This window comes from uncultured Bradyrhizobium sp., from assembly GCF_947648125.1.
GTDB lineage: Bacteria > Pseudomonadota > Alphaproteobacteria > Rhizobiales > Xanthobacteraceae > Bradyrhizobium.
This window is the reverse complement of sequence record NZ_CANSMR010000036.1, coordinates 1-23527: the sequence shown is the minus strand read 5'-3', so window position 1 is coordinate 23527 and position 23527 is coordinate 1. Positions and strand designations below refer to the sequence as shown.

At 64.1% G+C, this 23527-nt stretch carries 19 protein-coding genes; 11 read left to right on the top strand and 8 right to left on the bottom strand.

Going from position 1 to position 23527, the window contains the following annotated elements:
* Nucleotides 1-128: 128 nt before the first annotated feature.
* On the top strand, nucleotides 129-1487 hold the full coding sequence (locus Q0030_RS35925) for a DegQ family serine endoprotease (protein ID WP_298378400.1): 1359 nt from the start codon (nucleotides 129-131) through the stop codon (nucleotides 1485-1487).
* Nucleotides 1484-2818, top strand: a complete 1335-nt coding sequence (locus Q0030_RS35920) for a replication-associated recombination protein A (protein ID WP_298378397.1) — start codon at nucleotides 1484-1486, stop codon at nucleotides 2816-2818. The genes Q0030_RS35925 and Q0030_RS35920 overlap by 4 nt, the downstream gene beginning before the upstream one ends.
* Nucleotides 2819-3362: 544 nt before the next feature.
* Here the strand turns inward: Q0030_RS35920 and Q0030_RS35910 are convergent.
* From Q0030_RS35910 to Q0030_RS35900, 3 genes are all read right to left on the bottom strand, one after another.
* Nucleotides 3363-5207: a non-ribosomal peptide synthetase gene (locus Q0030_RS35910; RefSeq protein WP_298378395.1), complete on the bottom strand. Its 1845-nt coding sequence runs from the start codon at nucleotides 5205-5207 to the stop codon at nucleotides 3363-3365.
* A gap of 41 nt (nucleotides 5208-5248) precedes the next feature.
* Complete coding sequence (locus Q0030_RS35905; RefSeq protein ID WP_298378393.1) at nucleotides 5249-6046, bottom strand: enoyl-CoA hydratase/isomerase family protein; 798 nt, start codon at nucleotides 6044-6046, stop codon at nucleotides 5249-5251.
* A gap of 689 nt (nucleotides 6047-6735) precedes the next feature.
* Complete coding sequence (locus Q0030_RS35900; RefSeq protein ID WP_298378390.1) at nucleotides 6736-7692, bottom strand: alpha/beta hydrolase; 957 nt, start codon at nucleotides 7690-7692, stop codon at nucleotides 6736-6738.
* Nucleotides 7693-7820: 128 nt separating this feature from the next.
* Between Q0030_RS35900 and Q0030_RS35895 the strand changes: the two genes are divergently transcribed.
* From Q0030_RS35895 to Q0030_RS35880, 4 genes are all read left to right on the top strand, one after another.
* Nucleotides 7821-9014: an RluA family pseudouridine synthase gene (locus Q0030_RS35895; RefSeq protein ID WP_298378387.1), complete on the top strand. Its 1194-nt coding sequence runs from the start codon at nucleotides 7821-7823 to the stop codon at nucleotides 9012-9014.
* 123 nt (nucleotides 9015-9137) lie between these two features.
* On the top strand, nucleotides 9138-10352 hold the full coding sequence (locus Q0030_RS35890) for an amidohydrolase family protein (protein WP_298378384.1): 1215 nt from the start codon (nucleotides 9138-9140) through the stop codon (nucleotides 10350-10352).
* 231 nt (nucleotides 10353-10583) lie between these two features.
* Nucleotides 10584-10967, top strand: coding sequence for a glutaminase (locus tag Q0030_RS35885; RefSeq protein ID WP_298378382.1), 384 nt, complete (start codon nucleotides 10584-10586; stop codon nucleotides 10965-10967).
* A 15-nt stretch (nucleotides 10968-10982) separates the two neighbouring features.
* Entirely contained in the window at nucleotides 10983-12344 is a 1362-nt protein-coding gene (locus Q0030_RS35880) for an amidohydrolase family protein (protein WP_298378481.1), read from the top strand.
* 68 nt (nucleotides 12345-12412) lie between these two features.
* Here the strand turns inward: Q0030_RS35880 and Q0030_RS35875 are convergent, their stop codons facing one another.
* The 5 genes from Q0030_RS35875 to Q0030_RS35855 form a co-directional block, all read right to left on the bottom strand.
* Entirely contained in the window at nucleotides 12413-13471 is a 1059-nt protein-coding gene (locus tag Q0030_RS35875; protein WP_298378379.1) for an MBL fold metallo-hydrolase, read from the bottom strand.
* Nucleotides 13472-13598: 127 nt separating this feature from the next.
* Complete coding sequence (locus Q0030_RS35870; protein WP_298378376.1) at nucleotides 13599-14057, bottom strand: GNAT family N-acetyltransferase; 459 nt, start codon at nucleotides 14055-14057, stop codon at nucleotides 13599-13601.
* A 138-nt stretch (nucleotides 14058-14195) separates the two neighbouring features.
* Nucleotides 14196-16370 carry an alkaline phosphatase family protein gene (locus Q0030_RS35865; protein WP_298378373.1) on the bottom strand — a complete coding sequence of 725 codons (2175 nt, stop codon included), beginning with the start codon at nucleotides 16368-16370 and terminating at the stop codon, nucleotides 14196-14198.
* On the bottom strand, nucleotides 16370-18109 hold the full coding sequence (locus Q0030_RS35860) for a multicopper oxidase domain-containing protein (protein WP_298378478.1): 1740 nt from the start codon (nucleotides 18107-18109) through the stop codon (nucleotides 16370-16372). Before Q0030_RS35860 ends, Q0030_RS35865 begins: the two co-directional genes overlap by 1 nt.
* Before the next feature lie 413 nt (nucleotides 18110-18522).
* Entirely contained in the window at nucleotides 18523-18978 is a 456-nt protein-coding gene (locus Q0030_RS35855; protein ID WP_298378370.1) for a hypothetical protein, read from the bottom strand.
* 70 nt (nucleotides 18979-19048) lie between these two features.
* Here Q0030_RS35855 and Q0030_RS35850 point away from each other — a divergent pair, with 70 nt between their 5' ends.
* From Q0030_RS35850 to Q0030_RS35830, 5 genes are all read left to right on the top strand, one after another.
* Nucleotides 19049-19834 carry an ATP12 family protein gene (locus tag Q0030_RS35850; RefSeq protein WP_298378368.1) on the top strand — a complete coding sequence of 262 codons (786 nt, stop codon included), beginning with the start codon at nucleotides 19049-19051 and terminating at the stop codon, nucleotides 19832-19834.
* A 64-nt stretch (nucleotides 19835-19898) separates the two neighbouring features.
* The gene (locus tag Q0030_RS35845; RefSeq protein ID WP_298378365.1) at nucleotides 19899-21479 is read left to right on the top strand and encodes a flagellar hook-length control protein FliK; all 1581 of its coding nucleotides are present in this window, start codon (nucleotides 19899-19901) and stop codon (nucleotides 21477-21479) included.
* A complete protein-coding gene (locus Q0030_RS35840; protein WP_298378362.1) occupies nucleotides 21476-21739 on the top strand; it encodes an EscU/YscU/HrcU family type III secretion system export apparatus switch protein in 264 nt (87 codons plus the stop codon). Before Q0030_RS35845 ends, Q0030_RS35840 begins: the two co-directional genes overlap by 4 nt.
* A 132-nt stretch (nucleotides 21740-21871) precedes the next feature.
* Complete coding sequence (blaOXA, locus tag Q0030_RS35835; protein ID WP_298378360.1) at nucleotides 21872-22684, top strand: class D beta-lactamase; 813 nt, start codon at nucleotides 21872-21874, stop codon at nucleotides 22682-22684.
* A gap of 83 nt (nucleotides 22685-22767) precedes the next feature.
* Complete coding sequence (locus Q0030_RS35830; RefSeq protein ID WP_298378357.1) at nucleotides 22768-23424, top strand: carboxymuconolactone decarboxylase family protein; 657 nt, start codon at nucleotides 22768-22770, stop codon at nucleotides 23422-23424.
* The last annotated feature ends 103 nt before the right edge of the window (nucleotides 23425-23527 follow it).

The window sequence follows — 23527 nt, the reverse complement described above, 5'->3', positions numbered from 1 at the left end:
CAGTTATCCGGCCGGGTGCCCTTCAATTGCCCGGCGAACACGCCTATATTCCGGCGTTTCCACGAGAGGTGAGAATGCTCCGACCCGTCCGCTTCGCTGCCCTATCCGCTCTGTGCACATTGGCTTTCATGGGGAATCTGTCCCCGGCCGCGGCCCAGGACCGTCGCGTGCCGTCCTCGCAGGCCGAGTTGCAGCTGTCCTATGCGCCGATCGTGCAGCGGGTGCAGCCGGCGGTGGTCAACGTCTACGCGGCCAAGACGGTGCAGAACCGCAATCCGTTTCTGGACGACCCGATCTTCCGCCGCTTCTTCGGCGTCCCGGGGCAGCAGCCTGAGCAGATGCAGCGCTCGCTCGGCTCCGGCGTGATGGTCGACGGCTCCGGCCTCGTGGTCACAAACAATCACGTGATCGAGGGCGCCGACCAGGTGAAGGTCTCGCTCGCCGACAAGCGCGAATACGAGGCCGAGATCGTGCTGAAGGACAGCCGCACCGACCTCGCGGTGCTGCGGCTGAAGGGGACCAACAAGGAGAAGTTCGCGACGCTCGACTTCGCCAATTCGGACCAGCTGCAGGTCGGCGACGTCGTGCTGGCGATCGGCAATCCGTTCGGCGTCGGCCAGACCGTGACGCACGGCATCATCTCGGCCCTGGCGCGTACTCAAGTCGGGATCACGGATTATCAATTCTTCATTCAGACCGACGCGGCGATCAATCCCGGCAATTCGGGCGGCGCGCTGGTCGACATGACCGGCCGGCTCGCCGGTATCAACACCGCGATCTTCTCGCGCTCCGGCGGCTCGCAGGGCATCGGCTTCGCGATCCCCGCCAACATGGTGCGGGTGGTGGTGGCCTCCGCCAAGAGCGGCGGCAAGGCGGTGAAGCGGCCATGGCTCGGTGCGCGGCTGCAGGCCGTCACGCCGGAGATCGCGGAGACGCTCGGGCTGAAGCTGCCGACCGGCGCGTTGGTCGCCAATGTCGCGCCGAACAGCCCGGCGGCGAAGGCCGGGCTCAAACTGTCCGATCTGATCGTCGGAATCGACGGCACGCCAATCGACGATCCCAACGCGTTCGACTACCGCTTCGCGACCCGTCCGCTCGGCGGCAGCGCGGAGATCGAGGTGCAGCGCGCCGGCAAGCCGGTGAAGCTCACCGTGCCGCTCGAGACCGCGCCCGATACCAACCGCGACGAGATCGTGCTGACCGCGCGTTCGCCGTTCCAGGGCGCCAGGGTCGCCAACATCTCGCCGGCGCTGGCCGATGAGCTGCATCTCGATGCCGGCGCGGAGGGCGTCGTCGTCACCGAGCTCGCCGATGACGGCACCGCTGCCAACGTCGGCTTCCAGAAGGGCGACATCATTCTCGCCGTCAACAATGAGAAGATCGTACGAACCACCGACCTCGATAAGGTATCGAAGGCGGGGTCGCGGGTCTGGCGCATCACGCTGGTGCGCGGCGGCCAGCAGATCAACGTGACGCTCGGCGGATGAGCCCCAAGAGACCGTACGAAGCCAGCAATCTCTTTGCTGCGGCGGGGATGGAGCAAGATGCGCCACACCCGCTGCCGGACCGGCTGCGCCCGCGCACGCTGGCCGATGTCGTCGGTCAGGATCACATCCTCGGCCCCGACGGCGCGCTGACCCGCATGCTGGAGACGCGCACGCTGGGCTCGCTGGTGTTCTGGGGGCCGCCCGGCACCGGCAAGACCACCGTGGCGCGGCTTCTGGCCGACGCAACCGAGCTGCATTTCGAGCAGATCTCCGCGGTGTTCTCCGGCGTCGCTGATCTCAAGAAGGCGTTCGATGCCGCCCGTGCCCGGCGCGAGATGGGCAAGGGCACTCTCTTGTTCGTCGACGAGGTGCACAGGTTCAACCGCGCGCAGCAAGATTCCTTCCTGCCGGTGATGGAGGACGGCACCGTGGTGCTGGTCGGCGCCACCACCGAGAACCCGTCGTTCGAGCTCAACGCGGCGCTTCTGTCGCGCGCCCGCGTGCTGGTGTTTCACTCGCTCGATACGGCTGCGATCGAACGGCTGTTTGCCAATGCCGAGAAGATCGAGGGCAAGGCCCTGCCGCTCGATGCGGAAGCGCGCGCCGTGCTGGTGCGGATGGCCGACGGTGACGGCCGTGCCTCGCTGACGCTTGCCGAAGAGGTCTGGCGCGCCGCGCGCAAGGGCGAGGTGTTCAACGCCGAGCAGTTGCAGGCCATCCTGCAACGCCGCGCGCCGATCTACGACAAGTCGGCCGACGGTCACTACAATCTGATCTCGGCGCTGCACAAGTCGGTGCGTGGCTCCGATCCGGACGCGGCCTTGTATTATCTCGCGCGCATGCTCGATGCCGGCGAGGACCCGCTGTTCCTGGCGCGGCGCGTGGTGCGCATGGCCGTCGAGGATATCGGGTTGGCCGATCCACAGGCGCTGGCGGTCTGCAACGCCGCCAAGGATGCCTATGACTTCCTGGGCTCACCCGAGGGCGAGCTCGCGATCGCGCAGGCCGTGGTCTATCTCGCCACCGCGCCGAAATCGAACGCGGTGTACACGGCGTTCGGTGCTGCGATGCAGACCGCAAAGCAGGGCGGCTCGCTGCTGCCGCCGAAGCACATCCTGAATTCGCCGACCAAGCTGATGAAGTCGGAGGGCTACGGCTCCGGCTATCAATACGATCACGACGCGCCCGACGCGTTCTCCGGCCAAGACTATTTCCCGGAAGCACTCGGTCGCCAGACCTTCTACGATCCGCCCGACCGCGGCTTCGAGCGCGAGATCCGCAAGCGGCTGGATTACTGGCAGCGGCTGCGCAAGGAGCGGGGCGGGAGCTAGGCCGCGTACTCATAAATTAACCGCGTGAAGCGATGTCCGCTTGTCCCCCAAGAGCGGCGCGAAAGCGGACGTTGTCGGACTTCCGAGAAGGGCCCAATTTCGGACTCATGCGGCGCAGCAAAAAGGGGTTCTATTCGATCACTTCGTCGATGCCGGCTGGTTTATTCGGGCAATCCCGCTTTCCGAAGCCCCTCGATCAACAGCTTCGCGTTTGATTGCCCGCCCCGGGCGATCCACGAAGATATTGTAAAGGCAGGATCAACCTCGAGCAGGCGCGCCACCGCCTCACGGGCCTCCGCATCACGCCCGAGATGAGCGAACGCGGACCGTTGTATCGTTTCCGATACGCAACGGGCTGCTAGGATCGCTGTGCTGGATACATCCATCCTGGATGTTGATCCGTTCACCAATAACGATCGGCTCGTTGTCGCCTCGCGCCACTGATCCGAACCAGATGCTCGATCCGGAGCCGACGACCAAATTTCCTATGATCGTTGCACACGGCGCAATCCAGCACGACGGGTCGATGTCAGGAGGAAACTGATCAAGCTGGTAGGCCGGCACGATGCGCACCCTTGTTATCGAGGAGCTCAGCTTGCTCCTTCACCGTCGGTTGTGCGAAAATCTGTTTCAACGAAAAGCGGACGCCGAAGCGCTGATCAATCTTGGCCGCAGCCATCTCGGCTCGGAGCGGATCTGCGCCGAACTCGAAAACGTTGTCTGTGACGCCGATGTCATCGCGTTGGATGATCTCCAGCCAAATTGCCAGTAGTATCTGCTCGGTGGGTTGGGTCGCCGCTATCCGAGCGGGCGCCAGCTGTTTCGCCAATAGGGACGGCACATCGCGCCGCATCACCTTCCCGATAGCATTGCGGGGTATTGCTTCGACTACGAGAATTCGCGTCGGTACTTTATAGCCACTCAAGACCTCGGCAGCACTTTCACGGATGCTTGACGGAAGTACAACGGAACCTGCTTTCGGCACTATGGCGGTGAGAACGTCCTCGCCGAGGGTAGGGTGAGGGATCGAGAACGTCACCGCCTCGGCGACAGCCGGATGATCCAGCAATGCGTTGTCTATCTCCAGCGGAAAGACTGAGTGCGCGCCCCTCTTGATGACCTCTTTCAATCGACCAACGATGTACAAATAACCGTCTCCGTCGACGCGTCCGATGTCGCCGGTGCGCAAGTAGCCGTCGATAAACGCGTCCGCTGGTTGAGTTCCGACGTACTCGCTGATCACACCGGGACCTTTCAAGATCACCTCGCCGTCCTGGCCCGCAGGTAACTCACGCCCCTCCGGATCGACGATTTTCAAGTCCGCGCTAATTGCTTGTCCAACCGAGCCGGGTTTGCGCTTCCCTGGAGGCAGTCGATTCGAACACAAGGTTGAGGCGGTCTCGGTGAGCCCATACGTTTCCAACAGCGGCGCGGCGTACAGCTCTTCCAAACGCGCTATCGATGCAGGCGGAAGCGGCGCGGACGACGAGCGAAAGCATCGCAGCGTACGAATACTCGGCCTAGAATTTTGTCCCGCATAGTAGTCGCTCATAGCGATGTGCAGCGCGGGCGCTGCCGTAAGCCAGGTCGGCGCGTAGTCCCGTAATGCCTGATCGAACGAGCGAGGCGAGAACGTTTCGCAGCAATGGATCGATGAGCCGGCAGAGAGCGCTGAAAGGGCTGCCGCTATCAACCCATGCACGTGATGCAACGGCATAGGCGTAATACAAACATCGCCTTCGGTGAGTTCGAACGCCACCCGCATCGTGTCTGCCGCAGCCAGAACATTGGCATGCGTAAGCCCGACGAGCTTGGGCTGCGCTGTCGTCCCGGATGTGCGCATCAGAACGGCCGGCGCTTCTCCCGACGTCAAGGTCATGAGACGATCAGCACGCCGCACGTTTTTGGCGGGCTTCACGTCGATGATGCGGCAGTTCCCGTGATCGGAGGAAACCTCGTAGATGACGATTGCTATGCCTGCGGCGGCGGCTACTTTCACGCCTATCGATTGAGGTTCGCTGCTCAGCACGACATCCGGCAGCAGGACCGAGTAAGCCTCGTCAAACTCGTTTTGCCTGAGCTTTCCGTCCAGTGGACAGCAGGTACCGCACTCGATTGCGCCTAGAAACCCATAGAGCGCAGACGAGCCGCGAGGCATTGGAAAGCACACCCGAGGACTTGATGCGCCTGACGCAGACTTCAACGCTTGGGAAATGACAGTAGCGTTCTCGTTCATCTGGCTATAGCTGCAGAATTGATCGGGGGCGAACCAGACTGCGGGAGTACCGCCACGACGCTCGACATGGCGCCGTATTCGCTGCTGGATCGTCTCGTTATCCGATCGACCGGGGTTGGCAGCGCCACCCCAAAGTGATTTGAACCAATTCATCTCGGTACGCCCCGAACTTGCATGCACGAGATTGGAGCAACTCATCGTCCCCGAAAAGGCCGCGGCTTACGTTTATCGAGGTGCGCTGCGAGCGCTTCGCGAAAGTCTTCTGTCAGATAAAGCTTCATCGGATCGGTAATCGCCATCGCCGCTCGCTCAGCTTGATCCATGAACCAGCGGCGTGCTCGTACGGTTGCTTGCACGCTTAGAGGCGGATTGGCTGCGATCTGGCGGGCGAGAGCTGTAGCTGTCTCGACGACCGAACCGGGCGGAGCAATAGAACCGACGATCCCCACCGCGGCCGCTTCCGCAGCCGAAAAAAAGCGCCCGGTGAGCGCCACTTCCGTCGCGAAGCTGCCTCCGCCGCAGAAATGGAGCAAAGCCCAGAAGCGAGCACCGCCGAGCCCGCGTGGTGTTTCGGTGATCTGAAAACGTGTTTGGCTATCGGCAACGACCAAGTCGCACTCGAAAGCGACACCTATACCCAGCCCCATCACGACCCCGTGTACCGCTGCAACGATCGGCTTCGACCTCGGCAGTCGAGCGAGAAGATCGGCCGTGTGAGCATCCGGCTCTTGTGGACCGCCAAGTCGATCGAACTCCGCAACGGATCGCATCTGTCGTTCGCCGACGTCGGCCCCGCTCGAAAAACAGGGCCCTGAGCCGGTCAGAACGGCGACGAATGCATCATCATCGGCCTCAAACCGAAGCAGTGCAGCCCTTAGTTCTTTGACAAGCTCCGCGTTGAATGCGTTGCGCTTCTCGGACCGATTGAGCGTGATTGTGACCACGTGCTCGTCCCGATTGTAAAGCACTAATTCGTGCTGCGACGCAGTCATGCGGACACGTCCTCTACAACCAATAGCTCTTATGAACGATGATCCAACGCCCACCTTTGTCAAGCGGCCGATGCTTCGTCGGTGCCCTTCATGGCCCAGGCGACAAGGCGATCGATAAGGTCTCCGTGGTCAACTGAAATTCTGGAATACGTATGGCGCCATCAAGCAAATATTGCAGCGCACAACGTTACGCGTCAGCTACCTACACGCCGCGCAACACAAGTGTTGCGTACAGGCACTGAGTCCGCTTTGGGTCATGAACGACAAAACTCAAGGTAAGCGTAATAGGTCCGCTTTCGGGTGCATAGCGACCAGTTGAGCCTGACAGCCGAGCCATTGACAGGCTCGCCGCCAACTACCTTGCATTTGTTCAACTCGCGTCAATCCGGTTGTGGCTGCGCCTTAATGAGTCCGCGTCCTCGACGAGAGGCTGCGGCCGCGAATAACGCGCGTTCCCGCTCCAGCCCGCTAGCGTGGGAGCGTCAGTTGCAGAAGCCCGCAAATGTGCACGGCCTTGGGCAAGGGACACTTGCGCGAATTCGGAATATTAGAAATGTATCTCTGAGTTGCCCGACGTGTCAAGTTGTTTGGTCGAACGCCGGCCGCTGCCGCTACTTTGCATGGGGTTGTTTTCGATATTTTGGCAGCGCCCGCTGCGACGGCCCATAACTTCATAGTACTCTAGCGCGTCACTTGAGGCTCTTCACGAACTCCAGGACCTCGTTGGTCAGCCGCGTGTCCGGGGTGTTGATCGCATAGACCTCGGACATATGGCTGTGCTGCGGCAGCATGAAGCTGCGGGCGCAGCCGCTCGGCCGCTTGCAGCTGGCCTGTTTCAACAGCTCGAACTGCTCGACGAAGCGCGGCGGGTCGAGTTCGGCCGCGGTGATCAGGAACGGGATCGGGCTGGCGAGCAGACCTTGCAACGAGGAGCGCTCGGCGTAGCGCGAGGGATCGGAGCCGTAATAGGCGAGCTCGGCATCGCCGGCCGGCGAAGCCGTCAGATCGTAGATGCCCGACACCATGATCGCGCCGGCGAGGCCGCCGCCCTTCACTCTGTGGAATTCGCCGTGCGAGACATAGCTCGCGACATGGACCGCGCCGGCCGACTGGCCCATCAGGAAGATGCGTCCGGGGTCGCCGCCGCGGGTAGCGACGTTCTCCGCGACCCACTGCACGATCGCGCCCATGTCTTCGGCGCCTGCCGGCCACGGAAAGGCCGGCGCCAGGCGGTAGGTGGCATTGACGCCGACAAAGCCGCTCCTGGCGGCCCACAGCATGACGTTGTCGTAGAACGGGCTGCCGGGGTTGCGCTTGCTGCCGGCAATGAAGCCGCCGCCATGGATGTAGATCAGCACCGGTTGTGGCGCCGCCGCCGCTGGGTCCGGCGTGAAGACGTCGAGCAAATGGCGGTCGGCAGGGCCGTACTTGACGTCGCGCTCGACCTTGACGCCCTGGTAGGGCTCCTTCTGCTGTAGTGGCGCGTAGAGCGCGGCCGTCTTCAGCGGGTCGACGACGCGGCCCAGTTCCAGGAGCTTCCAGGCCAGATCTTCCGGCATAGCGGCTTGCGGCATCGAGCTTTGCTGGGCCAGCGCCGGGCCTGACATCATCAGGGCCGTCGCCAAAGCCGATACTGCCAGTCTCATTCCAGGCCCCCCTCGATCGCCGTGTACGGCCGAACATGGCCGATGTTGCGCGGGATTTGTACCGATTTCGCCGTGACGATTCGCGGCATTTGCGCTACCCACGGGCTTAACTTCGGAGTTGCAACCCCATGAGCCGCCGCGTCAAGAGACCTCTCCGCCCAGCGAGTGATCGCGCCAAAGGCGCGCGTCCCCATCGCGGCCCGGCAGCCGAGCGGGGGCCGGCCCATCGTGCGGGCGGCAAGCCGGCGGTGCGCCTTGGCGACAAGCAGCGGGTGCCCAAGCCATTCGTGCCCGAGCCGGAGAAGAGCGTCGCCGAGCCGCCGCCGTTGCCGACCAAGGTGCAGACCGTGGTGGTGACGGCGGACGAGGACAACATGCGCGTCGACCGTTTTCTTGAGGCGCGTTTCCCCGGCCTGTCGTTTTCCCACATCCAGCGCATCGTTCGGAAGGGCGAGTTGCGCGTCAACGGCAAGCGTGCGGACAGCAAGGACCGGCTGGAAGAAGGGCAGAGCGTGCGCATTCCGCCGCTGCGGCTCGATACGCCGAAGGCGGCCGCGAGCCTCTCTGAAGCGGCCAGGAAGACCCTCCAGGACCTCAAGGACATGACCCTGTTCGAGGACGCCGACGTGATGGTGCTGAACAAGCCCGCAGGTCTGGCGGTTCAGGGCGGCTCCGGCATCACGCGCAATGTCGACGACATGCTGGAGGTGATGCGCGACGCCAAGGGCCAGAAGCCGCGGCTGGTGCATCGGCTCGACCGCGAGACCTCGGGCTGCCTCCTGATCGCCAAGACGCGTTTCGCCGCGACCGCTCTGACCGGCTCGTTCCGGCATCGCTCCGCGCGCAAGATCTATTGGGCGCTGGTGGCCGGCGTGCCGAAGCCGAAGCAGGGCCGCATCTCGACCTATCTCGCCAAGGAGGAGAGCGAGGAGGACAGCATCATGCGGATCGCGGCGCATGGCGACGAGGGCGCCAGCCACGCCGTGACCTACTATGCCGTGGTCGAGACCTCGGCGACGAAGCTCGCCTGGGTGTCGCTCAAGCCGGTGACCGGCCGCACCCATCAATTGCGCGCCCACATGGCGCATATCGATCACGCGATCGTCGGCGATCCCAAATACTTCAACAAGGAAAACTGGCAGCTGCCGGGCGGCCTGCAGAACCGGCTGCATCTGCTCGCCCGCCGCATCGTGATTCCGCACCCGCGCGGCGGCGTGATCGATGCGACCGCGCCGCTGCCACCGCACATGCTGCAGTCCTGGAATCTGCTCGGGCTCGAGGCCGATCGGTTCGACCCGATCGAGAACGCACCCGAGGAGTGACGGCGGACGCCGCCTCCCGATATCCGTCGCGGACAGCAAGAACGATCAAAGCGGCTCAGTGCGCCGCGGCTATGTTGTCGCGCGCCGGGCACCGCCGGCACGCAACCATCAAAGAGGCTGTCCATGACCGGGACCTGGTTACGCGTCGCGCTTTTTCTTATTGGCTCGGCTGTCGCCTCTACGGCGGCACATGCCGAGACCGTGGTGCTCCGCGGCGGCACGCTCTACGCATCGGCCGATGCGGCCGCGCTGCCGGATGCGGCGATCGTGATCACGGACGGCGTCATCAGTGCCGTCGGCAAGTCCGGCGACGTCAAGTTGCCCTCGGATGCGCGGCTGATCGACTGCAGCGGCAAGACTGTTGTTGCCGGGTTCTGGAACAGCCACGTGCATTTCACGGAACATGTCTGGCACAACGCCGGCGAGGCGCCGGCCGCACCGTTGACGCAGCACATGCAGGAGATGTTGACGCGATGGGGTTTTACCACGGTCTGGGATCTCGGCTCCGATCCACGCAACACGCTGCCGCTGCGCAAGCGCATCGCATCAGGTGAGGTCGCCGGTCCCACCATCCTGCTCGCCGGCAACGTGTTTCCCAAGGGCGGGCATCCCGTCTACCTGCCGCCCGAAATTCAGCTTCCCGAAGCCGCGACGCCGGAGGAGGCGGCGAAGTGGGCGCGCGATTGGCTCGCGATGGGCGAGGACGGCATCAAGCTGTTCACCGGCGCGTTCATGGGCGACAAGCCCGTCATCAACATGGATCCCGCGATCGCCAAGGCGGCCGTCGATGTCGCGCATGCGCAGGGCAGGCCGGTGTTCGCGCATCCGCAGAACAAGATCGGCGTCGAGACGGTGATCGCAGCCGACGTCGACGTGCTCGCGCACACCACGCCCAGCGAGCGGAGCTACACCGATGACCAGCTGGCGCGGTTCAAGGCGCAGGGGACGGCGCTGATCCCGACGCTGTCGTTGTTCACGACGGTGGTTCTCGACCCCAACGTCACCAACCGTCTGGTGGCCGCGACCGTCAACCAGCTCAAGCAGTTCTCGGAGAATGGCGGCACGGTGCTGTTCGGCACCGATGTCGGCTTCACCACGCTGTACGACACCACGCAGGAATTCCAGCTGATGCACCGCGTGCTATCGGAGCGCCAGGTGCTGGCCTCGCTGACCACCAATCCAGCGCGGTTCTTCAAGGCCGCGAAGAAGGGCAAGGTGGAGCAAGGCTTCGACGCCGATCTCGTGGTGCTCGACGGCGATCCGCTCAGCGACGTCGCCAATCTTGCGAAGGTGAGCACCACGATCCGTGCTGGTCACGTGATCTATCAGAAGCCGTGATAGCCGGCCGGGGAACTCGCAGATCAAACGCAGTGTTGACTCGCGGAGAACCGGTTCAAAGCGGTCAAACGTGCAAATCCGTTTGGCTATCCCAACGGATCACTTTGATTTCGTCGCATGACAAAACGCCGTGAGAGCGGATCGTTGACTCCGTGATTTTTTGAGCGCCTACTTCTGGTTGCCGACTAGACGACTTGAAACAGTAAGGTCGAAATCGGGAAGGAGGAGCCGATGTGGCCGCCTTCGATCGCGGAACAAGCGGAGCGGCCTTACATCTCGACGGGGCACTTGCCCGATGCCGAGATGGTGCCGGAACTGGTGTCGCAAGCTCATCTCAAGTCGAACAGCGATGGAAACAATTCGCAGGTTTACCCGGCACTGGCCAGGGTGCCGAGTGAATTGTTCGGCGTCTGCGTGGCCGGCACCAGCGGACGCATCTACGGCGCCGGCGATATCGAACACGAATTCTCGATCATGAGTGTATCGAAGCCATTCGTGTTCGCGCTGGTGTGCGAGGCGATCGGCCCCGAAGAGGCCCGCGTTCTGGACCGAGGGCTGGGGCGGATTCGTGTGGCAGCTTCTGCTCGGGATGCTCTACCTCGAACGATGCCCTAACGGCGGAGAGTGGACATGTCAGGTTTGAGCAAAAGCCTCTGTGTTTCCGCACTGGTCGCGTTGATTGGGGCGGGCCTCATTGGCTCGCCGCCGGCGCGAGCGCAGCAGGATGCCGGCGTGCTGTTCCAGAACGTCCGCATTTTTGATGGCAAGAATGGCGCGCTCTCCGGGCCGTCCAATGTGCTGGTCCGGAACAACAAGATCGAGAAGATCTCGACGGCGGCGATCACGGCCGATGCCCAGGTGATCACTGGCGACGGACGGGTGCTGATGCCCGGGCTGATCGACGCCCATTGGCATGCGATGCTGGTGCGCCCGACGCCGGCGTCCGCAATGGCCAGCGATATCGGCTACACCAACCTTCTTGCTGCCGCGGAGGCAACAGCCACGCTCATGCGAGGCTTTACCACCGTTCGCGATATGGGCGGACCGGCGTTTTCCCTTAAGCGGGCGATCGACGAGGGGCTCGTCGTCGGTCCGCGCATCTACCCATCCGGTGCGATGATCACCATCACCGGCGGCCATGGCGACTTTCGGCAGCTGTCCGATCTGCCCAGAACGATCGGCGGCATGCTCAGCCGCATGGAGAGAATAGGTGGCGCCATGGTTGCGGACAGCCCGGATGAAGTCCGCGTCCGCGCGCGCGAGCAGCTGATGCAAGGTGCGACGCAGGTCAAGCTCACGGCGGGCGGCGGGGTGGCGTCACCGTTCAGTCCGCTCGATGTGTCAACGTTCACCGAACCGGAACTGCGCGCGGCGGTCGAGGCCGCCGAGAACTGGGGCACTTACGTCGCCGTACACGCCTATACGCCGGTTGCGATCCAGCGATCGATCGCAGCGGGCGTCAAGGTTATCGAGCACGGTCACCTGATGGACGACGCGTCGGCCCGCCTGATGGCGGACAAGGGAGTTTGGCTGAGCACTCAGCCCTTCCTCGATCCGTCGGGCGCCAGCGCCCTTGGACCTGCGGAGCAGGACAAGTTGCGCCAAGTCATTGCCGGCACCGACAGGGTCTATGGCTTCGCGAAGAAGTACAAGCTGAAGACGGCATTCGGCACCGATGTCTTGTTCTCGAAGGCGCTCGCTGACCGGCAAGGTGCCATGCTGACGACCCTCACGCGATGGTATACGCCCGCCGAAACGCTTGCGATGGCGACATCGACGAATGCCGAGTTGCTCAACCTGTCCGGGCCTCGAAATCCATATCCAGGCAGGCTAGGCGTGGTGGAGGAAGGCGCGCTGGCCGACCTTTTGCTGGTCGACGGCAATCCGCTCGACAACATCAAGCTGATCGAGGATCCGGCAAAGAACTTCCTGGTCATCATGAAAGATGGGAAGGTCTACAAGAACCTTCTTGGTGGCGACCGCAACAGATAGCCGCGGTCCTGTGCCAAAACCCGTGACTGAAGCGCGAGGGCTGACATTCATTGTCGCGATGCGCCGGTCTATTTGGCAGGAAGGCGCAAGGTGGTGAGATCCGAGCCGACAATCGTCGTGCCGGCAAACCCGCCTGCCTCGGCGGCGGCGCGATAATCCGCATCGGTGAGTGCGCCACCGGGCACCTTGTAGGGGCCGTGGTGCGTTGCCCCGACCTGGGGCGCGAGGTGGGTCAGCATCAGGTATCTGGCGCCCGCGCGCTTTGCCATGGCGCCAAGGTCGGGCGCCAGGCTCTGGCGGTAGAACACGGGCGGCGGCATGCCGCTGTCGCGTTCCGGACCCATGACCGGATGCATGGTGGAGTGCACGATCACGTCGGCGCCCTGTGCCAGTTTCTCGACTTGCGCCGACGTCGACGCCGGACGCGGCGGAGCGGCACTGTCATTGCTGGCGTCGCCGCCGATCACGACGCTGCCGGCCGGCGTGTCGACGCGATAGGAGGCATGGCCCGCGATGTGGGTCGAGCGGATCGCGCTGACCCTGACGTCGCCCTTGGACCAGATCACCTGTGGCTCGTCCGTTGGCTCGAATGTGATGAGATGTACGAGCTCGGCCGGTCCGCCTGCCAATCGTCTCTTGTCCTCTGAAACCCGCTGCGCGATTTCGCCGGACTGAATAAAGGCGTCGCCGATATGCGCGACAAACTTGCCGCAGCTCAGGGTGAAGCCGAGCGGGGACGGTGCATCGCTGCTGCAGACCACATCGAGCGCGGGCCCGCCGGAATTCCAGTTCCAGCGCGCGAGCAGGAGGTCGATGAGGCCCTCGGTGTGATCCGAGTGCATATGCGTGAGGAAGATGGCGTCGATCTGGCCAGGATCGACATTCAGTTGCGACAGCCGTAGTTCGGTGCCGCGGCCTGCGTCGAACTGCAGCTTCAGCGTACCGCAATCGGCACTGTCGTCTCCGTAGCGCACAAGTGTGCCGGCGCCCGCGACGCCATTGCGCAAGGCGGGACCGCTCATGGTTCCGGTCAAAGTGACGAGCAGGCAGGGCGCCGACTGGGCGGGAAGCGGCAGCAGCAGCCAGATGACGGCCAGCAAGGGTGTCGGAAGAATGAAGCGCCGCATGCTGTCGGCTCCCGCGTCGTTCCGGTCTTCACCGAGACTGCCAAAGTCCGCGCCGCATCTCAACGCTCGGCCGCGCCGCATCGAGGTGTTGTGATCGCGCGTGGTCTCGCCGCAAGGTGCGGCAAGCTCAAAGCATCAGCTTGTAGCCGAGATGGCTGCCGACGAATCCCAATCGCTCATAGAAGCGGTGCGCGTCGGGGCGCGCCTTGTCGGTCGTGAGCTGCACGAGATCACAGCCTCTCGCTTTGCATTGCGCGATCGCCCACTCGAACATCTGCTGCCCGACGCCCGAGCTGCGGTGCGTCTCGGCAATTCGGACCGCCTCGATCTGCCCGCGCCAGGCGCCCAGGCGCGCCAGTCCCGGCATGAAGGTGAGTTGAAGGGTCCCGATCACCTCGTCGTCCAGGGTCGCCACGACCAGCAATTGGTTGGGATCGGCGAGAATAGCTTTGAAAGCGTCGACATATCGTGGGTTCGGCGGCGAGTTCGCATCTTCGCGCCGCTGCCCCAGGACGTCGTTGGCGAGGAGCGCGATGATCGCCGGAAGGTCGGCCGCTTGGGCCTGGCGGAAAGCGATTGATGTCATTGAACAGGATTTCCATGGAGACGAGATCTGTCACAAGACACGTTACAGGTTCGCGCAGGCTATGGACATCCGGCTGGGTACAAATGAAATCCGCCGGCCTTTCGGGCCGGCGGATCGTTGTGTCGCGAGGTGCGGCGATCAGTTGTTCCAGTTGCCGCCCTGGTCGTTGCCATCACCATGATGATGGCCGCCGCCGTCGAAGTCGAAGAAGTCGAACAGATCGCTGAGCGCCGGGCTGTTGACCGGAACATAGGGATTGCCGGGCGCCGCAACCGGGTTCGGGAAGTTGTCGCGGCTGCGGTTCGTGATCGGCTCCAGGCGCCAATTCCGCTCGATGAATTTGATGATCGAGACGTGATCGGCATATTCATGCGAGATGTGGCCGCGCCGCGCGAACGGCGACACCACGATCAGCGGAATACGGGTGCCGTCGCCGAAATAGTCGAGCGGCTGCACATAGCCGGAGTCGAAGTAGCCGCCGCCTTCGTCGAAGGTGATGAAGATCGCGGTGTCCTTCGCATAGTCCGAGGCCTGGACCTGGTCGACGATCTTCTTGGCGAAGCCTTCGAACAGATTGAGCTTGGAGGACGACGGGTGACCGTCGGTGAAACCGCTCGGCTTGACGATGGAGACCGCCGGCAACGAGTGCTTGGAGAGGTCGGAGTAGAGATCAACCGAGTCCTTGATATGGGCTGCGACCTGGTCCGGGTGCGACATGATCGAGGTGTCGTACTGGAACGGGTTGCAGATGTTGCAGTACTCGTCCGCGTTCGGACCGGCTACGCCCCAGTTGAGCTGGTAGGGATCGTTGACGTAGTTGTTCCACTGGTCGCCGTAGTACTTCCAGGAGATGTTCCGCTCGTTCAAGCTGTCGCCGATGCTCTTGCGGGTCGACGGCGGGATCGTGAACGGCGTGTTGGACGGATTGGTGTCGGTGTAGGCGTTCTTGCCGTTGCCGAAGTAACCGGGATTGTAGTTGTTCAAGAGATAGTAGTGGCCCGGTTCGCAGTTCGCGTTGATGTGGATCCCCTTAAGATAATCCAGGATCGGCTTGACGCCGGGCTGGGTCGGATCCGAGCAGTCGCTGTAGGAGCCGCCGCCGGACACCGGGCTCGTCTGGAAGGGCGGCGGGAAGCCGCCATTGCCGCCGGCGCCGTAGCCGTCCTCGGTGTACCAGTTGTTGGTGCCGGAAGCCGGGTTCGGATTCTCGATTTCATGCACGATGCCGGCGTCGGGCGTGCCACCGAACACCTGCGTGCCGTTCGGCGGCACCGCGGCATTGCCGTAGGTGTCGCTGAAGTAGAGCATGTCGGCATGGCCGAACATGATGTGGTTGGCGCCGGTGCCGCCGTTGACGGACTGGTGGAAGTTGTCGCTCATCGCATATTTCTGCGCGAGCGAGGTGAAGTAGGGCACGTCACCCTTCTGCACATTGTAGAAGCCGAGCGCCGTCGAACCCTCGCCCGTGGTCGTCGCCGTCGGCGAATAGTCCGTGGAGAAGTTGGAGGGCTGTGCCGCACCGTTGGCGCCGGCGCCGACGGTGACCTCGACCCAGGCGAACAGATTGGCGCCGCAGCCCGACGGATTGTCGCGGCTGGCCGCCGAGTGGCTGCAGTTGAGCTGTTGCCACATCTGGTAGAAGCGATGCACCGGGCTTGCCGAATAGGAATCGTAGGGCATCGCATCGGTGTTGGTGAGCTGGAACGGACCGGCCGGCAGCGCGCTGACATTGGTGATGCGCTGGTCGGGGGTCTGTGAGCTCTGACCGGTGCCGCCGGACAGCAGGAACTGGTAGTACTCGGACGGCAGGCCGGATTCCGACTGCTGCGCCAGCACGAGCGACGCCTCGCAGGTCGTGATCGGCGAACTGCCGCATTTGTTCGGGATGTAGGAGACCTTGGGGCCGCCGACCAGCGGAGCCGGCAACTGATCCTTGGGGAAGTTCTGCTTCGGCGGGCTCAGCAGGAACGCGTCGTTCAGGCCGGTATCGGTCGCTGCCTGCTGATGCGCCTTCTCGAAGTTGGGTCCGGGGATCGCGTTCTTGTTGCCGTCGAGCTTGACGATGCCCTGCGAGAGCAGGTTGAACACGCTCTCCTCGCGCCGTTCAGGCACGTAGGTCGCGAACACATGGTCGAAGCTGCGGTTCTCGCCGATGATGACGATCACGTGCTTGATCGGCGACCGCGTCTCGTGTCCACCGTGGTGATTCCAATCCTCCGCAAGCACCGGGCCGGCGGTGAACTGACCCAGCGCAAGTGCGCTGAGGGTGAGGCGGCAACCTTGCAGCCAACGTGACTTGTGCCTGTCGCGCATTAAAGCTCTCCTTTTTGCAGACTAAGTGGCTTGGTAGAACTTGCAGTGTCCCGCGGCACGACCTTGATCCGTCCCATCATGCCGCCATCCTCATGCTCGAGGACGTGGCAGTGGTAGACGAAGGTGCCGACGATGTTGGGATCGCGAAAATCCATGCGCAGGCGCACACTCGGATATTTCAGCATTCGACCGTTGTAGTAGGGGACGTTGACGGTATCGCGTAGGAACGGCTCGTTGACGGCGACGCCGGACCAGTCGAGCAGCTGGAAGTGCAGCTGATGGATGTGGAAATCATGCAGCTCCATCGAGCGGTTCTCGATGATCCAGTCCTCGACGTCGCCCTGCCTCACGGTGATGTCGGGAATGTCCGATTGCGGATCGAACGGTTTCGGCGTCTCTCCATCGAGCGTCATGAAGAATTTGGTCGGGCTGTTTGGATCGTTCGGGTTCTCCGGCTGCTCCGAGAAGAACAGCTTCCTGACGCGCACCGGTGCCACGGTCCCGACCCAGGGCCGCTCCGGTCGCGGCAGCGGCTCGGCACGAGCCGGCAACGCGGCCCGCGGTTCGTTCGCATCGACTGAAGACGTGATCGCCACCAGCGCGCGGTTGGGATCGTTCTCGCCGGCAGGCCCGGTGTCGACCGCGCGCGTCACCAGTAACGCCGAGCTGCCGGCCGGCGGTCCCTCGACGATGAATTCGGCGCGCGAGCCTGGTGGCAGGCCGAGATGGTTGACCCACTGCACTGACGGCGAGGGGCTGCCCTGGAATTGCAGCGGCACCCCATCGAGCCCGACGATCCCGATCCGCTGTGGTGTGCGGCCGACCAGCAGCGCGAGGTTGAGATAGGTGATCGCGGACGCGTTCAGCACCCGCCAGAGCTGCCGCTCGCCGGGTTTCATCGTGAGCCGGGCCGGCGGATAGTTCGGATACGGCACCGGCACGAAGTTGACGGAGAGATCCTTCGACGGCTTGCCGAAGCCGGTGCCGGAGTTGGCGACGTCGCCGTCATTGTCGAGCTGGCTCTTGGTCATGACCGGCTCGGATTTCGACGGCGGCGCGTCGGGATTGACGAGATCCTGGTCGCGGATCACGAGCACGCGCTCGGGGAGGCCAGCGAGCTGTGGATCGGCGCGCTCGATGCCTTCGATGATGATGGCGCCCGAGGCGCCGCCGAGCACCTGCGTCTTGCTGAAGCCGTGCAGATGCGGGTGATACCAATAGAGGCCGGGCGGTGCGTCATCCGGAATGCGCAGGCGGTATTCGAACGGCGCGTCGTCGGGCTGGATCGAGGTTTTCAGTACATCATCCTGATGGCAGACCGGCGGCACCGTCAGTCCATGGAAGTGCAGATTGGTCGAGATCGGCGTCATCGCGCCGCTCCCGCAAATATCGGCTTGCTTTCGCGTCGCGCAGATCGGCGCGCCGGCGAGCGGGCGGTCGATCGCGGGTGTTGCCGTATCGAGGTCGACGAGGTCGTTCTTGAAATGGATGACCAGCTGATCGCCCGGCTTCAGCCGCAAGGTCGGCGACGGCTTGCCGTCCGGCGTCAGATAGCAATAGCGGCTCGTTCCATCCGGCAGCTTCTGATCGTGGATACTGAGGTCGGTTTCGAGCACGCCATCGCGGCTGCGCAATTCGGCGGGTTCCTCGATTGCGCTTCCGGGCTCCGGCCGCGCGCAAACGTCCTGCCGCGTGCGCGGCGCATTCTGCAAGCCCGTTGCGCCGAGCCAGGCCGTCATGCCGCTCACGGCAAGCCCGAGGCAAGCCGCGGCGATAGCACAACAAACGGTCGAAAGTCGTCGCGCCACGCCGCCCTGCCAATACGTCGACATAGGCGCGCAAGCGCGCACGGACGCCACGCGTGACGTCAGTCCACGTCTTGCGACCGCGATGGTCGACAAATGCTTCTGTTTGGTGTCGGGACGCTAGCCGCGCGTTGTTGCCGAAATCTGGCAGGTTTTTAACACGCAGATGACGGTGTCTTGCGGCACTTCGACGCGGAACGCGCGCGAGATGTTCAAACTTGCTGAGCGATCAATCGGATGGGCCATTCCCCGACTGAATTGTGGAGGAAGCAGGACGCGCAGGCAAACGTCAGATATTTTTTCGGTGTCGCCGATCCTGTCATGTGCCGTCGCGCCGACAAGCGAGATTAGCGCCTGAACTGCGCCAGGAACATCCGCAACGAATCGTGCGGGCTCTCGACGTCCGCAATCACCCAGCCGTCGGGACCGTTGACGACGATGAAGTTGAGCGTGACTGCGCGGCCCTCATTGTCGAACGTGACCGTCACATCGGTTCTGTCGAACTGCCGGCGCGGAATTGCGATCGAGATCGGGCCGAGCCGCCAGGTTGGGCTCTGCACCAGGAAATCGTACGGCGCGTCGTGCAGGGCGGTCCAGGCGCCGCGCAGGCTGGAATCGAAGAATTGGCGGGCCGTTTCATCGTCGCGCGGCAAACCGTTGGAAAACGCGGCGGTGCCTTTCCCATAATGGGCGTAGACGTTGCGGATCAGCGATTCCGGCGTACGGAACCCGGCCTCGGTTGCAGCGGCTCCGAAAACCGTCGCCACCAGCGAAAAACCCACGAGGAATTTGCCGCGTCCCATCAGCTTTATTTGCCGTTGCCGCTGGCATATCTTGCAGGGAAATCCTCCCGAACGAAAGCCGGCCGGCGCGATGCGCGAACTCTTCGACGATGTCCCAGAACAATCCCCGCTCGATCCGCAGGAGGCTGTCCGGCGTCACATCCGCACGCCCCAGCGAAAGCGCTTCTACACCAGCGCCGGCGTGGCCGAGGCCGATGGCGGATTTTCGGTTACGCTCGACGGCAAGCAGGTCCGCTCGCCGTCCGGCAAGCCGATCGTGGTGCCGACCGGCGCCATTGCGGATGCCGTCGCAGCGGAATGGAATGCACAGGGCGAGACCATCGACCCCATGACCATGCCGCTGACGCGCCTGGCCAACAGTGTGATCGAGGGGGTGATCGGTCGCGTCGACGAGGTGGCCGACGATGCGGCCAAATTCCTCGGCAGCGACCTGCTGTTCTATCGCGCCGGCCATCCCGAGGCGCTGGTGGCGCGCGAGGCCCAACACTGGGATCCGATCCTGTTCTGGGCCGCCGATGCGCTCGGCGCCCATTTCGTGATGGCCGAAGGGGTCATGCATGTCGGCCAGCCCGAGCCCGCGATCAAGGCGGCGCGTGCGGCGTTCCCGACCGATCCGTGGTCGGTCGCAGCGCTCCATGTGGTGACGACGCTGACCGGCTCGGCGCTGCTGGCGCTGGCGCTCGCCCAGGGCGTCCGCGACGAGGACCAGATCTGGGCGGCTGCTCATGTCGACGAGGACTGGAACATCGAGAAATGGGGCGTCGACGAGGAGGTCGCCGCCCGCCGCGCCGCCCGGCAGGTCGACTTCAAGGCCGCCGCCGGCGTCCTGAGGGCGTTCAGGCCGGCTGCCGGTTAACGAGGGGTTTACGGCGCCGGGCTAGCCTGCAGCTTGATCCTGCCGCCTGGCCGAGACCTCCGACATGGCACTTGCCATCAATCCCGTGCTGCCGGTGCTTGCCTCGAACGAGGCGGGCAGTGTTGCGCCGGACCTCACGCTCGAGGCCGGCAGCGTCGTCAATGCCCAGGTGCTGAAGGTGCTGTCGGCCGATCTGGTGCGGATCGCGATCGCGAGCCTGTCGATCGACGTCCAGACCGAGGTGCCGCTGCAGCAGGGCCAGAACCTGCAGCTCGCGGTCTCGCAGACCAATGACGGCATCCGCCTGCAACTGGTCGGGCCGGGGGCCGACACGGGCGATGCCGTGCAATTGTCGCCGGCGGCGGCCAACGTCACCGCCGCTCCGCAATCCGTCGCCACGGCGCCGAAGGCTTTGTTGACGCCGCTTGAGCGCATCACCATCACCGCGACGGCTCAGCATGCCGCGGCCGTGCAGGGCAGCCAGGCGCCGCTGTTTGCCAATCTCACGGCGGTCGCCGCGGCCAATCTGCCGCCGAAGCTGCAGGCCGCGATCGCGCAGGTGCTGGCGCAGCAGACCGGCCTCAACGAGAATTTGGGGGGCGATGCCGTCAAGGCCGGTTTCCAGAAATCCGGCGTGCTGATGGAGGCGACGCTCGCCGCGGGCGTTGCGCCGGCGAGCGGCAGTGCACCGGATCTGAAAGCCGCGCTGATCGTGTTGCGCCAGGCGCTGACCTCACTCGGCGTCGGCGATGCCGCAAGGCCTGCCTCCACACCGCTGCAGCAACCGGCGCTCGCCAGCACCGGCACGGCGCCGAGCATTGTGCCCCCAGCGATGCCCGAACTCGAGGTTCAGGAGATCTTGCTGCCGCAGGCGCGCGTGCCGGTTGCCGAGGATCTCACCCGCGGCGCCACCCGCCTTGCAGGCGCGCTCGCGGACGCGCTCGATACCGGCCCGTCATCCGGCGGCGCGCTCAATCTCATTCAGGAAGCGTTGCACGAGCTCGGCAACCCGGCACGGCAGGGCGCCGCGCCGCGGGAGATGCTGCCCGGCGATGTGCCCGCACGCGGCAGCACACCGCCACCGCCGTTTCACGGCGCGCTGCCGTCCGCGCAGGCCGTTGCGGAGCCGTCGATTGCATCAGGCACGCCGCTTTCGACCGCCGCGCATCGCCTCTTGGAAAACACCGACGCGGCATTGGCGCGGCAGACGCTGCTGCAGATCGCCTCGCTGACGGACCGCAGCGACGGCACGCGTCCGCAGCTCGACGCCATGGTGCCGCGCTGGAATTTCGAGATCCCGTTCCTGACCCAGCAGGGCACGGCGATGGCGCAGTTCGAGATTTCCCGCGACGGCGGCGGCAATGAGGTCGAAGCCGCCAAGCGGGTGTGGCGGGCGCGCTTCACGCTCGACGTCGAGCCGGCCGGGCCGGTGCACGCGCTGGTCTCGCTGAACGGCGAGCGCACCTCGGTGCGGATGTGGGCCGAGCGTCCCTCGACCGCCGCGCAATTGCGCGCCGGCGCTTCCGAACTGAGCCAGGCGCTGACCAGGGCCGAGCTTACGCCCGGCGATATCGAGATCCGCGACGGCAGCCCGCCGCAGCCGGCGCCCGCACGCGCCGGCCATTTCCTGGATCGCGCTTCATGAGCGAGGCGCCGAACCAGCTCGCGGTCGCATTGCACTACGACCACGCCGGCGCGCCGCGCGTGGTGGCGAAGGGCAAGGGCGCTATCGGCGCCAAGATCATCGAGGTCGCCAAGGCCAACGACATCCCGATCGAGGAGAACGAGGTCTTGGCCGGCGCGCTCTCCAATGTCGAACTCGGCGACGAGATCCCGGCTGAGCTCTACAAGGCCGTTGCCGAGGTGCTGGTGTTCGTGCTGCGGATGTCGGGGCGGGCGCGCTAGCGATAGCGTTTTCAAGCGAAGTGGGCACCGGTTCGCGTGAAGAAAACGCGTCAAGCAAGTGAGTCTCATTGCCATCCTTTTACCACGATGGCATCAGCATCGTCGTCAACCCGAACCAGATCAGGTCCCCTCGTGATCCATCGCCGCCATGCGCTCGGTCTGTTTGCTGCCGCCACCATCCTCCCGTCGCGCAGCTTCGCCAATGTGTCGTACCAGCGCAGCGAGTTTCGCGAGGATCTGCAGAAGCGGTTCTTCGATCTCGGCACCGAGGGCACCTTCGTCGGCTACAAGGTCGACGACTATCTGATCATCGCGAGCGACAAGGTTCGCTCGGGCGAGGGCAAATTGCCGGCTTCGACCTTCAAGGTTCCGAACGCGCTGATCGCACTCGAGACCGGCGTGGTGCAGGATCCCGACAAGGACGTCTTCAAGTGGGACGGCACAACGCGCAGCATCGAGGCCTGGAACAAGGATCACACGCTGCGCTCGGCGATCGCGGTGTCGGCATTCCCGGTGTTTCAGGAGATCGCCCGACGGATCGGCGAAGAGCGGATGAAGAAGTATGTCGACGTCATCGACTACGGCAACCGCGACATCGGCGGCGGCATTGACCAGTTCTGGGTGACGGGCAATCTGCGCATCGATCCGGTACAGCAGATCGATTTCCTCGACCGGCTGCGGCGCGGCGTGCTGCCGGTCGGCAAGCGCAGCCAGCAGCTGGTGTGCGACATCCTCCCCGTCACCAAAGCCGGTGACGCCGTCATTCACGCCAAGACCGGCCTCACCGACAAGGAGCACGGCTCGCTCGGCTGGCTGGTCGGCTGGGCCGAGAAGGGCAGCGAGGTCACCGTGTTCGCGATGAACATGGACTGCAAAACGCAGGCGCAGATCGATGCGCGGATGAGCGTCACGCAGCAATGCCTCACCGATATCGTCGCGCTGTGACGATCTGATCTGCGTGCGCCGCGGCTGGTGAGTACCGCGCGGCTCGACTAGCATCCTCCGATAAAAGCAAATCGGAGGAAACCATGCAATCAGCATCCGTCTGGCTGTCGTCGCTCACGCTGGCCGCGGCCGGCGGCTGGCTCGCGGCCACAATGTTCTCGGCGCCGGCCACAAGCAAGGAGCCGCGCTTTCCGCAGCTCACGATGGATCAGCTCAACGACCAGCAGCGGCCGCTCGGCGAGGCGATCATGAAGGTGTCGAGCGTCGGCATCGGCGGGCCGTACAATCCGATGATCCGGAGCCCGGTGCTCGGCCAGCGGCTCTATGATCTGTTCTATTATCTGCGCTGGCAGACCTCGGTGCCGACGAGGCTCAACGAGTTCGCGATCCTGATCATCGGCCGGCAGTGGCGCTCGCAGGTCGAGTGGTTCGCGCATGCGCCGCTCGCGGCCAAGGCCGGCTTGTCGGCCGATGTCATTGCCGAGCTGAAGGCCGGCAACCGGCCGTCGAAAATGGCCGGGGATGAGGCCGTGGTGTACGATTTCGTCACCGAGCTGACCACGACCAAGAAGGTCTCCGACGAGACCTATGCGCGGGCCAAGAAAGTGTTCAACGATCAGCAGATCGTCGATCTCACCGCGCTCGCCGGCAATTACGTGATGGTCGCAATGCTGCTGGCGATGGCGGAGGAGACGGTGCCGCCGGGCAAGGAAGAGCCGTTCAAGGTCGGCGAGAAATAGGGCGCAGCCCGCTCGAGCGTTTTTCAGATTAGGCTGAGGTGCCATCGCGAAGGCGGTGCGCTCCCTCTCCCGCTTGCGGGGGAGGGTTGGGGTGGGGGCTCTC

Bases quoted from the DNA above. Each gene is read 5' to 3' on its own strand.
- Q0030_RS35830 (WP_298378357.1), top strand. From the start codon at position 22,768: ATGCAATCAGCATCCGTCTGGCTGTCGTCGCTCACGCTGGCCGCGGCC.
- Q0030_RS35840 (WP_298378362.1), top strand. From the start codon at position 21,476: ATGAGCGAGGCGCCGAACCAGCTCGCGGTCGCATTGCACTACGACCAC.
- Q0030_RS35850 (WP_298378368.1), top strand. From the start codon at position 19,049: ATGCGCGAACTCTTCGACGATGTCCCAGAACAATCCCCGCTCGATCCG.
- Q0030_RS35900 (WP_298378390.1), bottom strand. From the start codon at position 7,692: ATGAGACTGGCAGTATCGGCTTTGGCGACGGCCCTGATGATGTCAGGC.
- Q0030_RS35925 (WP_298378400.1), top strand. From the start codon at position 129: ATGGGGAATCTGTCCCCGGCCGCGGCCCAGGACCGTCGCGTGCCGTCC.
- Q0030_RS35885 (WP_298378382.1), top strand. From the start codon at position 10,584: ATGTGGCCGCCTTCGATCGCGGAACAAGCGGAGCGGCCTTACATCTCG.
- Q0030_RS35870 (WP_298378376.1), bottom strand. From the start codon at position 14,057: ATGACATCAATCGCTTTCCGCCAGGCCCAAGCGGCCGACCTTCCGGCG.
- Q0030_RS35845 (WP_298378365.1), top strand. From the start codon at position 19,899: ATGGCACTTGCCATCAATCCCGTGCTGCCGGTGCTTGCCTCGAACGAG.
- Q0030_RS35865 (WP_298378373.1), bottom strand. From the start codon at position 16,370: ATGCGCGACAGGCACAAGTCACGTTGGCTGCAAGGTTGCCGCCTCACC.
- Q0030_RS35895 (WP_298378387.1), top strand. From the start codon at position 7,821: ATGAGCCGCCGCGTCAAGAGACCTCTCCGCCCAGCGAGTGATCGCGCC.
- Q0030_RS35920 (WP_298378397.1), top strand. From the start codon at position 1,484: ATGAGCCCCAAGAGACCGTACGAAGCCAGCAATCTCTTTGCTGCGGCG.
- Q0030_RS35910 (WP_298378395.1), bottom strand. From the start codon at position 5,207: ATGAATTGGTTCAAATCACTTTGGGGTGGCGCTGCCAACCCCGGTCGA.
- Q0030_RS35875 (WP_298378379.1), bottom strand. From the start codon at position 13,471: ATGCGGCGCTTCATTCTTCCGACACCCTTGCTGGCCGTCATCTGGCTG.
- Q0030_RS35860 (WP_298378478.1), bottom strand. From the start codon at position 18,109: ATGACGGCCTGGCTCGGCGCAACGGGCTTGCAGAATGCGCCGCGCACG.
- Q0030_RS35880 (WP_298378481.1), top strand. From the start codon at position 10,983: ATGTCAGGTTTGAGCAAAAGCCTCTGTGTTTCCGCACTGGTCGCGTTG.
- Q0030_RS35905 (WP_298378393.1), bottom strand. From the start codon at position 6,046: ATGACTGCGTCGCAGCACGAATTAGTGCTTTACAATCGGGACGAGCAC.
- Q0030_RS35890 (WP_298378384.1), top strand. From the start codon at position 9,138: ATGACCGGGACCTGGTTACGCGTCGCGCTTTTTCTTATTGGCTCGGCT.
- Q0030_RS35855 (WP_298378370.1), bottom strand. From the start codon at position 18,978: ATGGGACGCGGCAAATTCCTCGTGGGTTTTTCGCTGGTGGCGACGGTT.